At 62.8% G+C, this 12,253-nt stretch carries 13 protein-coding genes; 10 read left to right on the forward strand and 3 right to left on the reverse strand.

Annotation, left to right across the window (positions count from 1 at the left end; genetic code table 11):
* The first annotated feature begins 5 nt into the window (after nt 1–5).
* The 8 genes from rpoD to ribD all read left to right on the forward strand — a co-directional run bounded on the left by rpoD (nt 6) and on the right by ribD (nt 5,833).
* On the forward strand, nt 6–2,006 hold the full coding sequence (gene rpoD, locus HJ536_RS15745) for an RNA polymerase sigma factor RpoD (protein WP_177158442.1): 2,001 nt from the start codon (nt 6–8) through the stop codon (nt 2,004–2,006).
* A 182-nt stretch (nt 2,007–2,188) separates the two neighbouring features.
* A complete protein-coding gene (locus tag HJ536_RS15750) occupies nt 2,189–2,356 on the forward strand; it encodes a hypothetical protein (RefSeq protein ID WP_176855733.1) in 168 nt (55 codons plus the stop codon).
* A 149-nt stretch (nt 2,357–2,505) separates the two neighbouring features.
* Nucleotides 2,506–2,676: a hypothetical protein gene (locus tag HJ536_RS15755; protein WP_177158443.1), complete on the forward strand. Its 171-nt coding sequence runs from the start codon at nt 2,506–2,508 to the stop codon at nt 2,674–2,676.
* A 158-nt stretch (nt 2,677–2,834) separates the two neighbouring features.
* Entirely contained in the window at nt 2,835–3,008 is a 174-nt protein-coding gene (locus tag HJ536_RS15760; protein ID WP_177158444.1) for a hypothetical protein, read from the forward strand.
* Between the two features lie 134 nt (nt 3,009–3,142).
* Nucleotides 3,143–3,559: a hypothetical protein gene (locus HJ536_RS15765; protein WP_177158445.1), complete on the forward strand. Its 417-nt coding sequence runs from the start codon at nt 3,143–3,145 to the stop codon at nt 3,557–3,559.
* A gap of 181 nt (nt 3,560–3,740) precedes the next feature.
* Nucleotides 3,741–4,151, forward strand: coding sequence for a secondary thiamine-phosphate synthase enzyme YjbQ (locus HJ536_RS15770; protein ID WP_177158446.1), 411 nt, complete (start codon nt 3,741–3,743; stop codon nt 4,149–4,151).
* A gap of 120 nt (nt 4,152–4,271) precedes the next feature.
* Nucleotides 4,272–4,736, forward strand: coding sequence for a transcriptional regulator NrdR (gene nrdR / locus HJ536_RS15775; protein WP_176855738.1), 465 nt, complete (start codon nt 4,272–4,274; stop codon nt 4,734–4,736).
* A gap of 26 nt (nt 4,737–4,762) precedes the next feature.
* Nucleotides 4,763–5,833: a bifunctional diaminohydroxyphosphoribosylaminopyrimidine deaminase/5-amino-6-(5-phosphoribosylamino)uracil reductase RibD gene (gene ribD / locus HJ536_RS15780; protein ID WP_177158447.1), complete on the forward strand. Its 1,071-nt coding sequence runs from the start codon at nt 4,763–4,765 to the stop codon at nt 5,831–5,833.
* On the opposite strand, the gene HJ536_RS15785 is transcribed toward ribD, so the two are convergent.
* The 3 genes from HJ536_RS15785 to HJ536_RS15795 form a co-directional block, all read right to left on the reverse strand.
* On the reverse strand, nt 5,834–7,792 hold the full coding sequence (locus HJ536_RS15785; RefSeq protein ID WP_228028753.1) for a capsular polysaccharide biosynthesis protein: 1,959 nt from the start codon (nt 7,790–7,792) through the stop codon (nt 5,834–5,836).
* 81 nt (nt 7,793–7,873) lie between these two features.
* The gene (locus tag HJ536_RS15790) at nt 7,874–9,016 is read right to left on the reverse strand and encodes a polysaccharide biosynthesis/export family protein (RefSeq protein WP_338082449.1); all 1,143 of its coding nucleotides are present in this window, start codon (nt 9,014–9,016) and stop codon (nt 7,874–7,876) included.
* 93 nt (nt 9,017–9,109) lie between these two features.
* Nucleotides 9,110–10,402 carry a capsule biosynthesis protein gene (locus HJ536_RS15795; protein WP_177158449.1) on the reverse strand — a complete coding sequence of 431 codons (1,293 nt, stop codon included), beginning with the start codon at nt 10,400–10,402 and terminating at the stop codon, nt 9,110–9,112.
* Nucleotides 10,403–10,533: 131 nt separating this feature from the next.
* On the opposite strand from HJ536_RS15795, the gene HJ536_RS15800 reads away from it, so the two are divergent.
* Nucleotides 10,534–11,121 carry a riboflavin synthase gene (locus HJ536_RS15800; protein ID WP_177158450.1) on the forward strand — a complete coding sequence of 196 codons (588 nt, stop codon included), beginning with the start codon at nt 10,534–10,536 and terminating at the stop codon, nt 11,119–11,121.
* A 76-nt stretch (nt 11,122–11,197) separates the two neighbouring features.
* The gene (locus tag HJ536_RS15805; RefSeq protein WP_177158451.1) at nt 11,198–12,172 is read left to right on the forward strand and encodes an MBL fold metallo-hydrolase; all 975 of its coding nucleotides are present in this window, start codon (nt 11,198–11,200) and stop codon (nt 12,170–12,172) included.
* Nucleotides 12,173–12,253 lie beyond the last annotated feature (81 nt).

Consider the following 12,253-nt stretch of genomic DNA (forward strand, 5'->3'; position numbering starts at 1 on the left):
ACCACATGGCAGCCAAAGATACCGAAGACCGTAAGTCCGACGATCAGGAACAGGATCAGGACGTCTCGCTCGATCTGAGCCAGGCCCGGGTCAAGAGAATGATCGCCGAGGCGCGGGAACGGGGCTACATCACTTACGATCAGCTCAATCAGGTTCTGCCGCCCGATCAGGTCTCGTCCGAACAGATCGAAGACGTCATGTCGATGCTGTCCGAAATGGGCATCAACGTGATCGAGGACGAAGAAGGCGAAGAAGAAGAGCAGGGCTCGACCGAGCTTGTCACCAAAGAGGCTGGCGGTGCCGTCGCTCTTGCCGGTGCCGAGAAAGAGAAGTTGGATCGCACGGACGACCCCGTCCGCATGTACCTGCGCGAGATGGGCAGCGTCGAGCTGCTGTCGCGCGAGGGCGAAATCGCGATCGCGAAACGGATCGAGGCTGGCCGCAACACCATGATCGCGGGCCTGTGCGAAAGCCCGCTGACGTTCCAGGCGATCACCATCTGGCGCGACGAACTTCTGTCCGAAGACATTCTGCTGCGCGATGTGATCGACCTTGAGGCGACCTTTGGCCGTTCCGGCGGCGAAGAGGATGACGATGTCGAATCCGTGCTGGGCGCGGGCGTTGCCTCTGCCGAGGGAGGCGCGCCCCGTCGTGGCGGCTCGGACGAGCCCGAGTACGACGCCGATGGCAACCCCATCAGCAGCGACGAGGATGACGAGGACGACGAACAGGCCAACATGTCGCTGGCCGCGATGGAAGCCGCGCTGAAGCCCCGCGTTCTGGAAACGCTGGACCAGATCGCGGACGACTTCGAGCGTCTGGCAGAAATGCAGGACCTGCGCATCAGCGCCACCCTGAACGAGGACGAAAGCTTCTCGGACGCCGAAGAGGCGACCTACCAGCAGCTGCGGTCGGAAATCGTTATTCTGGTGAACCAGCTTCACCTGCACAACAACCGTATCGAAGCCCTGATCGACCAGCTCTACGGCATCAACCGCCGCGTCATGGCGATCGACTCCGCGATGGTGAAACTGGCCGACCAGGCCCGCATCAACCGCCGCGAGTTCATCGACGAATACCGTGACAACGAATTGGACCCCAACTGGCTGGAAAGGATGGGCGAAAAGGGCGGTCGCGGCTGGCAGGCCCTGATCGAGCGCTCCTCGGACAAGATCGAAGAGCTGCGCAACGACATGGCGCAGGTCGGCACCTATGTGGGCCTCGAGATCACCGAATTCCGCCGCATCGTGCAGCAGGTTCAGAAGGGCGAAAAAGAAGCCCGTCAGGCCAAGAAAGAGATGGTCGAGGCCAACCTGCGCCTCGTGATCTCGATCGCGAAGAAGTACACGAACCGTGGTCTGCAGTTCCTCGACCTCATTCAGGAAGGCAACATCGGCCTGATGAAGGCCGTGGACAAGTTCGAATACCGCCGCGGTTACAAGTTCTCGACCTATGCGACATGGTGGATCCGTCAGGCGATCACCCGTTCGATCGCGGATCAGGCACGGACCATCCGTATCCCTGTCCACATGATCGAGACCATCAACAAGCTGGTCCGCACCGGCCGTCAGATGCTGCACGAAATCGGCCGCGAACCCACCCCCGAGGAACTGGCAGAAAAGCTCCAGATGCCTCTGGAGAAGGTCCGCAAGGTCATGAAGATCGCCAAAGAGCCGATCTCCTTGGAAACGCCCATCGGCGACGAAGAGGACAGCCAGCTCGGCGATTTCATCGAGGACAAGAACGCGCTTCTGCCCCTCGACAGTGCCATTCAGGACAACCTGCGCGAAACCACGACCCGCGTTCTGGCCTCGCTCACCCCGCGTGAAGAGCGCGTTCTGCGTATGCGTTTCGGCATCGGCATGAACACCGACCACACCCTCGAAGAGGTCGGTCAGCAGTTCAGCGTGACCCGCGAACGTATCCGCCAGATCGAAGCGAAAGCCCTGCGCAAGCTCAAGCACCCCTCGCGGTCGCGCAAGCTGCGCAGCTTCCTCGACCAGTAAGGTCGGGCACCAAAAAACGAATACGCGGGGATCGGGAAACCGGTCCCCGTTTTTCTTGTGTATAACCCTGTATAACTCGGGCTTTGATGCTGCACCTGCTCAGACGGGGTCCCCTGCCGCCGTTCCTTAGGGGGCGGGGGGAAACCCCCTCGCGATTGTGCAACTCATAACAGGGAACACACATGAACGTTTCGTCCACAAGTCTTGTGACCGCCGCTTACGCGGGGGCCTCCACAAGCCAAGGGGCGCAAGAAGCGCTAGAGCAGAAGACAGCGCCCTCTTCGACCGACTCCGTCCTGTTGTCGCCGAAGGCCAAGGAGCAACTGGCAGCCCAGAAGGCCGCCGGTTAACGTCACAATGCGCCACCAAAGAAGGGCACCCCATGGGGTGCCCTTTGCCGTTCCAGCGCACAAATTCCTTATCTTTTTCCGAAACGCTCCGTTGGGCTCGGGGAGGGGCCTTGCGCCCCCGACCCCCGCAACCCGAACAAGGAGCCGCAATGAACGTCTCGTCTACCGGCGGCGCGATGGCCGCCCAGATGGCCGCCGCCAGCAGCCAGCCCGCCCCCGCCCAAGAGGCCCCCGCCGCCAAGGCCCCGCCCGCCACCGACACGGTGTCCCTGTCACCGCAGGCACAGGCCAAATTGGCCGCCCACAAATCCTGCGGCTGACCCCCAAGGCGGGTTAACGGGCCCCTCGGGCGCCCCTTCTGAGCCAATCATCAGGCCTGATCTAAATCGGGCACCCCCCGTGCCGTATTCCTGATGGGGCGGGGGGCCGATCAGGCCTGTCCGCGCCTCTGCCATCTCAAAATCAGGGAGGAGTTCGGATGGAAGTCTCAGCCTCGGGGGGCCTTGCGGCCCTTCAGCAATCTGCTGGAAAGAAGCCTGACCAACCGATCGAGCCCGCGATGAAAACGCCAGCCGAGCGGACGGCGGACATGATCACACTGTCCCCCGCCGCCAAGGCCAAGCTGGTCGCGGACGCCAAGAGCGGCATCTGATCCCGCAGCCACGGGACCCCGTGGATCGTAAGGCTGATCCCTGATCCGGGGTATCGGGTCGGGTAACTCACCGTTGACATCTTGTAATCTGAAATCGCAAATACGAGCGCAATTTCAGTGTGTTGGAGAGTGTTATGGTAAAGAATTTGGTTCTGGTCTCCGCATTGGGCCTGATGGGGTGTGCCCAAACGGAGAAACCCGAAGCGGCTGTTCCGGTCGACATTATGGCGGTTCGCGCATCGGCCGCAGCCAATGGGGCTTCAGCCATTGCGTGGTTGAACCAACGTGGCAAAGGGGTGATCCTGCAAACCGCCAGCGACGATGTCCGGTGGAACGCTTTCGGCACGGTCGCGGGCTCGACATTGCACGAGAACGTCCAGATCAAAAGCTATGAGGGTCTCAAGCTGTGCACCACGCGTGCAAACAAATGGACTGGTGCGTGTTTCCAGGTGCTGCCGACTGGAAATGAATCGTATCCCTACAAGATCGTCGGGGAATACGGAAACGGTGCGAAGATCCGCGAAAAGGTACGGTTCAGTACCATCGACTAAGCTTGTCGCGGACGCCAAGAGCGGCGTCTGATCCCCTTTGCCAACGTCAGTACGCAAGCCATACGCGAACCATACGGAAGCTGGCATAGGGATTTTCAGTGAAATCATGGGCTTGGGGCGTGACCGGCGCCGCGGGCCGCGGTAACGTCTGGCATCGGCATTTTTCGTTCGGGGGCAGGCTATGCACACCACGTTTACCATCTCGACCCGCGGGCAGGGGATCTATGAATTCACGCGGGACGTGGCCGATTGGGTGCGGGGCGACGGGCTGCTGACGCTGTTCATCCGCCACACCTCGGCCAGTCTCCTGATCCAGGAAAACGCGGACCCCGAAGTGAAAGTGGACCTGCTGAATTACTTTGCTCGGCTGGTGCCCCCGTCAACCGATCCGTCCATGTCCTATCTGACTCACACCTACGAGGGGCCCGATGATATGCCTGCCCATATCAAGGCTGCTATCCTTCCGATTTCATTGACGATTCCGGTAATTGGCGGGCGTCTTGCCCTGGGCACATGGCAGGGCATCTACCTGTTCGAGCACCGCGATCGCCCCCACCGCCGAGAGGTCGTGGCCAAGCTGATCCAAGGTTAATTTCACTATCTAGGGGCATGAAGAAACCTCTACCCAAATTGTAGAGGTGGTCCTATAGTGCCTGTGGATAACTGGGGCGGCGCCCCCAATTGCACCGGTCTCGAACAAAGGAAATTGCCCATGCGCTGCCCGTTTTGTGGAAGTGTCGACACACAGGTCAAGGACTCCCGTCCCGCCGAGGATCACGTCGCGATCCGTCGTCGCCGCTTCTGCCCGTCGTGCAGCGGGCGGTTTACCACTTATGAACGCGTGCAACTGCGCGATCTGGTGGTGGTAAAAACCTCGGGCCGCCGCGAAGACTTTGACCGGGACAAGCTGGAACGCTCGATCCGCATCGCAGCCCAGAAGCGCCCGGTAGAGCCCGAACGTCTGGATCAGATGATTTCCGGCATCGTACGCAGGCTCGAAAGCCTTGGCGAAACCGACATCCCGTCCAAGATGATCGGCGAGATCGTGATGGAGGCTCTGGCCCGCATCGACACCGTCGCCTACGTGCGTTTTGCGAGCGTTTACAAGAACTTCCAAGCGGCTGACGACTTCGATAAATTCGTCAGCGAGCTGCGACCAGTTCAGCCCACCGAGTGACCCGCGACCTTTTAGACCAGCGCTTTATGGCGCTCGCCCTGTCTCTGGGGCGCCGCGGTATGGGCAACGCTTGGCCCAACCCTGCGGTCGGCTGCGTGCTGGTCCGCGGTGGCAATATCGTGGGCCGTGGCTGGACCCAGCCCGGCGGTCGCCCCCATGCCGAGGTCGTCGCGCTGGCCCAAGCCGGTGACGCCGCCGCAGGCGCAACCGCCTATGTCACGCTCGAACCCTGCGCCCATTTCGGCAAGACGCCCCCCTGCGCCGACGCCCTGATCAAGGCCCGCGTGGCCCGCGTTGTCATCGCGGCCACCGACACCGACCCCCGTGTTGCGGGGCAGGGCATCGCCCGTCTGCGCGCCGCCGGGATCGAGGTGCAGACCGGCCTCATGGAGGCCGAAGCCCTAGCCGATTTGTCGGGCTTTTTCATGCGCTTGGCCGATGGTCGCCCCCGCGTGACCCTGAAATTGGCCAGCAGTTTCGACGGCCGGATCGCCACCGCCTCGGGCGAGAGCAAGTGGATCACCGGCCCCGCCGCGCGCCATCACGTGCACGGCCTTCGGATGCGCAATGACGCGGTGATGGTCGGCGGCGGCACCGCCCGCGCCGATGACCCGCTGCTGACCGTCCGCGACATGGGTGTCAGCAGACAACCGACCCGCGTGATCGTGTCTCGCAAGCTGGATCTGCCCCGCGCAGGCCGCCTGTGGGACAGCATCCCCGATGTGCCCCTGATCCTGTGCCACGGCCCCAATCTGCCCGAGGACGTGACCGCGCCTTGGCTGACCCAAGGGGCGACCCTGATCGAATGCGCCCTCGACGGCCGTCAGGTCGATGTGCGCAGCGTGCTTCAGGGCCTTGGCGCCGCTGGCCTGACCCGCGTGTTTTGCGAGGGCGGAGGCACCTTGGCCGCGTCTCTCTTGCTGTCCGATGTGGTGGATGAACTGGTCGGCTACACCGCCGGAATGGCGCTGGGGGCCGAAGGGCAACCGGCGATCGGCGCGATGGGACTGGGTGCCTTGGCCGAGGCGCCGCGCTTTCGCTTGGTGGAAACGCGGGCAATCGGGCCGGACGTTCTGCACCGCTGGCTGCGGGCCTGATCAGCGCCACAGATGCGCGTAATTCGCCAGTAATCCTTGGGCTTTGGCCAAGAGGCGCAGGTGCGCGCCACCTTTGGGCGCATGCCCTTCGGCCAGTCGCTGCACGGCGATTTCCACGGGGCAGGGGCGGCCAGATACCGGATCGAAATAGCGCGGATAGGCAATCAGGGTGCCGTGCACCAATTCCTCGATCGTCAGGCGGGCACGGCGGCGCGAGGGCACCGGCCCCAGATCGCGGGTCAGCCCCCAACCGGCGTAGAACGGCGCCCCCAGCACGGTGACAGGCACGCCCCTGATCAGCGCCTCGAACCCGAGGGTCGAGGTCATGGTCCACACCTGATCGACCCGCCCCAGCAGGGCAACCGGATCGGCGCGGTCCAGGACCATATCGGCCAGCCCCGCCAGATCAGCGGGGGCAATGGCCCCTTGGCGCAGGCCAGCCTCGACATCCGGATGGGGTTTGTACAGGATCGTGGCCTCGGGATTTTCGGCCCTGACACGGCGCAGCAGCGCCAGATTGGTGCGCTCTTCGCCCGCGCCAAGGCGGATCGAGGCGTCATCCTCGACCTGACCGGGGACCAATATCAGCGGCCCCGACGGCAGCCCTGGCACCGCGCCGGAAAGGTTGTATTTGCTAAGCCCCAGATCGGTCAGCGACCGGATCAGCCGCGCCGCACGATCCCGCTGATCGGCGCGCAACCCCGTGGAGTTGTTCAGAATAACCTCTAGGTCGCTTTTCTGTGTGGGGTCATAGTAAATCCCCCGACTGTCCGCGACCAAAGACAAGGGCGGCACCAGTTCCGCCCCCAGTCCACGCGATCGCAGGAACCCGTCCTCGACCCGCGTCAGCTGCCAGTCAGGATCGGTCTTGCCCGCCCAAGCCATCCATTTGCGGCCTGTATCCTCGGACAGCTCAACGGCGCGGTCCACGTCATCGGCAAAACGCACGCCCTCTCCGTGGCCATAGAACCGCGCCAAAGTGCTGCGCTTCCACAGCCGCATCCCCGAGGCAACCCAGCCCGCACGGTCATCCCGCCACGCGCGGGTCTCGGCCTCTAGGGTGTCAATCACGCGCTCCAGCTCGCACAGGCTGTCCGAGTAGGGGTCGTACCACGTGGGGTACAGCATCATCGCGGCGGCAAAAAGCTGCGCCGGCGTCAGGTTGCGCTGGCGGCGGGTCAGGGGCATCCGGTCCTGAGTCAGGCCCCAACCCGCATAAAACGGCTGCCCGTACACATGGGGCCGATGCCCCGCCAAGATAGCCTCGAACCCCAGTTGCGAAGACAGGGTATAGACCGCCGTCGCGCCCTCTAGCAGGTGCCACGGGCTGAGTTCGGCATCGCATAGGGTGATGCGGTCGGTGGCGTCCTCGGGGCGGTAATGGCCCGCGCGGTGGCCTGCGGCGGTCTCGGGGTGGGTGCGGATCAGGATGCGCTGGCCGGGGTTTTCCTCGACCGCGTCCCACAGCATCTCCAGAAAGCGGTTGCGGTTGCCCTTGGACGCACTGACCGAGGCATCGCCCGCCACCTGATCCACCACCAGCACATAGCCGGCGGGCGGGGCGGGGACCTCGGGGTCGTAGGCGTTGTACTTGGACAGGTGCAGGGCGCGCATTCGGGCAATGCACACCCGCGCACGGTCCAGAAGGGCTGTGTCGTCCAGCGGATGGCGGGCCAGCAGCAACTCCAGCGAGGACGGCTGCGCAGGGTCGAAATGCAGGCCCCGTTCGTCGATCAACAGCCCCAGCGGCGGATCGCCAGCGCGGCCCGGCCGGATCGACCGCAGAAAGGCATCTTCGACCCAGATCTGGCGGGCACCCGTGCTGGCGGCCATCTTAGCGCCTCGTGCGGCGGTCTTGCCTGCACCCCAGACCAGCACCGCATCCGCGCCGGTGGGCCAGCCAATGTGCGGCCTATGCCCTGCCAAGGTCAGAATACGGCGGATGCGGGCATCGGCCATCATCGTCAGGCTAGAAGCAAAACACCGCCGGGGCCCTGGGCCGCCGGCGGTGGTATTTGTGCGTTCGACTGTCAAAGAGCCTTAGCCACCGAGACCGGAGGCCGCTCCTGCAACAGAGTTCACGGTGTTCAAGCTACCCAGCAGCGCGCTGATGGTTTTGTTCCAACGAACGAAGGGCGCTTCGGTGACGTAGAGGGTGTCCTCGTCACGGATGGCAAAGTCGCGGGCTTCGAACATTCCGGTGGGTTCGGTCAGGTTTAGCACATAGACCAGACGCTGATCGCCGACCAGATCGCCACGGCCCAGAACGGCGTTCGCCACTTCGGCGGGCTCGTTGCGGAAGACGAAGACGCCAGTCGGGTCGGCTGCGTTGGTTTGCAAGCCGCCCACGGTGGCGATGGCTTCGATCGCGGAGATGGTCTGGCTTTCGAACGGCACGCGGGTCTGGTTGCCGGTGGCCCCCAGCGCGGTAAAGCTGCGGGTGTCCTGCTTTACCAGAACGCGGTCACCGTTGCGCAGGGCGATGTCCAGACGGGTGTCGTCAAAGATGTCCTCGAACCACACTTGGCCTTGCTGGTTGCCACGGACCACGGTGATCTGGGCAATTTCGGGCTCGATGGTGATGCCGCCAGCGCGGGCCAACATGCCCGACAGGGTGCGGCTGGGACGCTCGATCGGATAGAGGCCTTGGCCGCCCACTGATCCGATTACGGAAACAGCGGCACCGTCACCGGCCAGTCGGCGGACTTCGACCTGCGGGTCGGGGGTCTGCTCTTCGAGCTGGTTGGTGATGATTCGGCGGATCGCCTCGGGGGTGTTGCCAGCCGCTTTGATCCGGCCCGCATAGGGCACAAAGATAAAGCCGTCGCCGTCAACCTGCACCTCTTGAAGGGTGGTCGCGTTGCCTTGGGACCCCGACAGCAGGCCGTCATCCACGTTTTCCCAGATCGTCAGACCCAGCGTGTCGCCTGCGCGGATGGTGTCGGATCCGACAACCCCAGCATTCACAAAGGCATCAGTGAAACCCAGCGCGGGCGTTACCGAAGTGGCACGGGTCACGCGGGAGTTCACGTTAACAACAAAGGCGTCGCCACTGCGCATGACGGAGCCTTCGAAAATCTCGTTTTTGGAGGGACCGGAACGGGGCAATCCGCATGCGGTCAGACCAATAGTCATTGCGGCCAACAAGGCCCCACGCAACAGGCGCGACGATGTGTATTTCACTGCTCAGGTCTCCCCGACCTATTATTCTGCCTTAGTTTTTTGGGTAAGCTATCGTAAAAACTTCCAAAAAGCTAGCACAACGCGAGTGGACAATTACTGCACGACCCGCAGATGTTGCCGAGGTGCCGCGGTTCCATGTGCCAGCGCGTCATAAGGGTCTTCTTCCATCAGCATCATATCAACAACCTGACGTAGAACCTGCCGCCGCCCCTGCGCCGAGTAGAAGCCACCCCCGACCTGAGAGGTTTCAAGAAGATAGCGGCGATAATCCTTGTAGGCGCGTAGATCAGGACGCGAGGGCTGCGCATAGAATTCGGGCAGGGGCTGGGTGCTGACAAACTCGGGCTTGTCATAGACCGCACGGCCAAAGACCCGCAGCGCCATCCCCCGCCACAGCACCTGCTGCGCGGCGGTCGAGTTCACGGTCACGGCGCTTCTGGCGTCATTCAGCAGGGCGGCCAGCTTGCCCCCGCGCAAGTAATGGACCCGTCCCTTGACGCCATATTTCTGGGCCAGCTCGCGGATGTCGGATCGCACGGGAACGCGGCCATCTTCCAGCGGGTGGGCCTTGAAGACCAGATGGTGGTGGCGGGGCGCGCCCTTGGCAAAGCCGTCGATCACGGTTTCCAGAAAGTCCCGCATGGTGCCGAACGACGAATGCGCCTGAAAGCTGCTGTCATGGGCCAACTGTAGCAGCACCACATGATAGGGGAACCCGCCGCGCCGCACGCGGGCGGTGGCCAGAACACGCTCGAACCATTGGGCGGGCATCAAGAGCAACCGGCGCAGGTACAGCCGGAATTCCTGCGTGACCGAGATATCGCGGTGGGGCCGGAAGCTCTGGTATCGGCCGTTCCGGAACATGACGTGCCAATGATAGAGCGCGCCGTAAAACACGTGCTGGCGCATGTCCCCCCATTTGGCTGGGGGCAGGGGGGCGTCTTGGTCGATCCCCGCCAGCGCCTTGCGCATTTGCGGGACGGTCATGTCCATCAGGCGCGAATTGCCGTTGCTGCCGCCCCGTTCGTAAGTGATCCAGTAAGGGCGCATGTACCCTTCTTCGAAGACATGCACGGTGATGCCGCGATCACGGGCAATCCTGATGGCGTCCGAATGGATGCGCCGCACGTCCCCATAAAGCACAATGTCGGTCACGGACCGCTCGGCAATCAGCGCGGTGAAAAAGGCGGGCCAATCGTCCTGAGGCCGGTCAAAGGGAATATAGGTCTCCTGATCGCGCCAGAACGCGGCGTCTCCCGCGTTGAACCCCACGCGCAAGACCTTGGCACCGGCATGGCACAGCATCTCTGCCAAACGGGCAAAGAACGGCCCGTGAGGCCCCTGCAAGAACAGGAAGGTGCGGTCAGGTTCGGGTAACTGGTTCATAAAAACTTGTAACGTACTAAACGCTGACCTTTCTATGGGAGACTGGCGGCAAAAATAAGAAGAAATTCTGCACGAAGCTTGAGAAAACACGGGCAAAGGTCTACCTCGGCCTAGAAAGACGGAGGTCCAACATGTTCACAGGCATCATCACCGATATCGGCCGTATCGCGGAACTGGAGCAGCGCGGGGATCTGCGCGCCCGAATCGAAACGGTCTACGACATGGAAACGGTGGATCTGGGGGCCTCGATCGCGTGCGATGGCTGCTGCCTGACCGTTATCGAAAAGGGCCCGAACTGGTTCGACGTGCAAATCAGCGCCGAAAGCATCTCCAAGACCAACATCGGGGATTGGGCCGTGGACAAGCGCATCAACCTAGAGCGTGCGCTGAAAGTCGGCGACGAGCTGGGGGGCCACATCGTTTCGGGTCACGTGGATGGCGTTGCCGAAGTGGTCGCCGTTCTGGACGAAGGCGACAGCACCCGCGTCACCCTGCGCGCCCCCGAGGCACTGGCGAAATACATCGCGCCCAAGGGCTCGGTCGCGCTGAACGGCACCTCGCTAACGGTGAACGAGGTGAACGGCTGCGATTTCGGCATCAACTTCATCCCCCACACCAAACAGGTGACCACTTGGGGCGGCGTCGCGGTTGGTCAGCGCATCAACCTCGAGATCGACACGCTGGCCCGCTATGTGGCGCGCCTGCGCGAGTGGGATTGATACCTTCATACATTCATATTCCATTGTGTGATCCGGCGCGACTGCGCTAGCATTCCTCCCGAACAGGGAGGAAACCATGTCTCACTTCAAACCCAGCCGCCGCGAGCTGCTCAAGCTGTCCGCGATGGCCCCCGCCTTTGCTTTGCCCGCCAGCACCGCACCGGCGATGATCACGGCCCCCGCAGGGGACAACCCCAGCCATTTCCGCTTTGGTCTTGGGGACGCGCAGATCACCGTGATTTCAGACGGTTTTCTGGTGACCCCCGCCAGTGGTTTGGGCGTGAACGCTGACCCCGCCGAGGTTCAGGCCTTTCTGGCCGCGCACTACCTGCCCACCGACACCAGCCTGTCCCACACCAACCACATCGTCATCGACATCGGCGAGGCGAGGGTGTTGGTGGATGTGGGCTCTGGCGACCGGTTCCTGCAGACCGCTGGCCGCCTGATGACCAATCTGGAAAGCGCGGGCATTGATCCGGCGACCATCACCCACGTCATCATCACCCACGCGCACCCCGACCACATCTGGGGCATCCGCGATGAATTTGACGAGGCGATCCTGCCCGACGCCCAATACTTTATCGGCGCGGCCGAGCATGACTTCTGGCTGCAAGACGGTTTGGCGGCCAGCTCTCCGACCGAGATGCAGCAGTTCGTGGTGGGGGCGGTCAATTCGCTGAACGTAGAGGGCGCCGATTGGACGCTGGTTCAGGACGGTCAGGAGATTTGCCCCGGCGTGACCATGATCGCCACCCCCGGTCACACCCCCGGCCACATGTCCGTGCATGTAGAAAGCGGCGGCCAGCAGATGATCGCGCTCGGCGATTCCATGAGCCACGCCTACACCAACTTTGCCCATCCCGACTGGTTCAACGGCTTTGACATGGACGGGGCGCAGACCGTTGCCACCCGCCAAACCCTGCTGGATCGCGCCGCCGAGGATCGTATCACCGTGGTCGGATATCACTTCCCGTTCCCCGGAGTCGGACACGTCTTGCGCGAAGGGGGTACTTACCGGTTCCTGCCCGCACTTTGGAAGTTCAAAGGTTAGGGGTAATTATCCTTTTTACTCTCTCTTATTCGGCGGGTCGGTTTGGCAGCATTGGGCGACCTTCATTTTTGACCCCGGATT

Source organism: Donghicola mangrovi, assembly GCF_013377535.1.
GTDB classification, from domain to species: domain Bacteria; phylum Pseudomonadota; class Alphaproteobacteria; order Rhodobacterales; family Rhodobacteraceae; genus Donghicola; species Donghicola mangrovi.